1 protein-coding gene and 1 pseudogene are annotated in these 807 nt (G+C 64.8%); both read left to right on the forward strand.

Features of this window, described 5'->3' with window-relative positions:
• Positions 1 to 43: 43 nt before the first annotated feature.
• A pseudogene (locus tag BXP70_RS31180) lies at positions 44 to 172 on the forward strand (alpha/beta fold hydrolase); the annotation flags it as partial.
• A gap of 28 nt (positions 173 to 200) precedes the next feature.
• Positions 201 to 807: alpha/beta fold hydrolase (locus tag BXP70_RS29115; RefSeq protein ID WP_218779906.1), on the forward strand; the 607-nt coding region annotated here is incomplete at its 3' end.

Consider the following 807-nt stretch of genomic DNA (forward strand, 5'->3'; position numbering starts at 1 on the left):
GCCCTCGCTTACCGAGCAGATCCTGCGGCGCAATAACGTGCGCGTGCTCGGGGCGGGCCCGGACAAGCCCACGCTGCTGCTCTGCCATGGCTTCGGCTGCAACCAACACATCTGGGGCTACTTAGTTCCCACGCTCATCACGCGCTATCAGCTCGTGTTGTTCGATCACGTCGGAGCCGGTGAGTCCGACACGCAGGCCTATGAACCCGCCAAGTANCACCCTGGACGGCTATGCCCAGGATATCGTGGAGATCTGCCAGGCGTTGCAGCTGCGGCAGGTCGTGGCCCTGGGGCACTCGGTGGGGGCGATGATCGCCATGCTGGCGGCCGTGCAGGCCCCAGCCTACTTTGCCAAGCTCATTATGCTGGCTCCCTCGCCTTGTTATGTGAACGAGCCCGACTACTACGGCGGCTTTGAACGCGAGGACGTGCAACAACTGCTTGAACTCATGCGCACGGACTATTACGGCTGGGCGTCAATGTTTGCGGGGCTGTTGATGGGGCCCGCCAATCCGTCCTCCTTAGGCGAGGAGCTGGCCCAGTATTTCTGCCAGATGGATGCGGGACTGGCCCAGGAGTTTGCCCGGGTGACGCTCCTAGCCGACAGCCGCGCAGCCTTGGCCCACGTGTCGGTGCCGGTGCTGCTGGTGCAGTGCGCGCAGGACGCCGTTGCCCCGGCGGAGGTAGGCGCTTACCTGTTGGCGCACCTGCCCCAGGCGACGCTAGTGACCCTGGAAGCCACCGGACACTGTCCCCACCTGAGCGCGCCCCTGGAGACGCTCACCGCCATTGAGGACTTCCTGGCCG

The organism is Hymenobacter crusticola (assembly GCF_002154225.1).
GTDB classification, from domain to species: Bacteria; Bacteroidota; Bacteroidia; order Cytophagales; family Hymenobacteraceae; genus Hymenobacter; species Hymenobacter crusticola.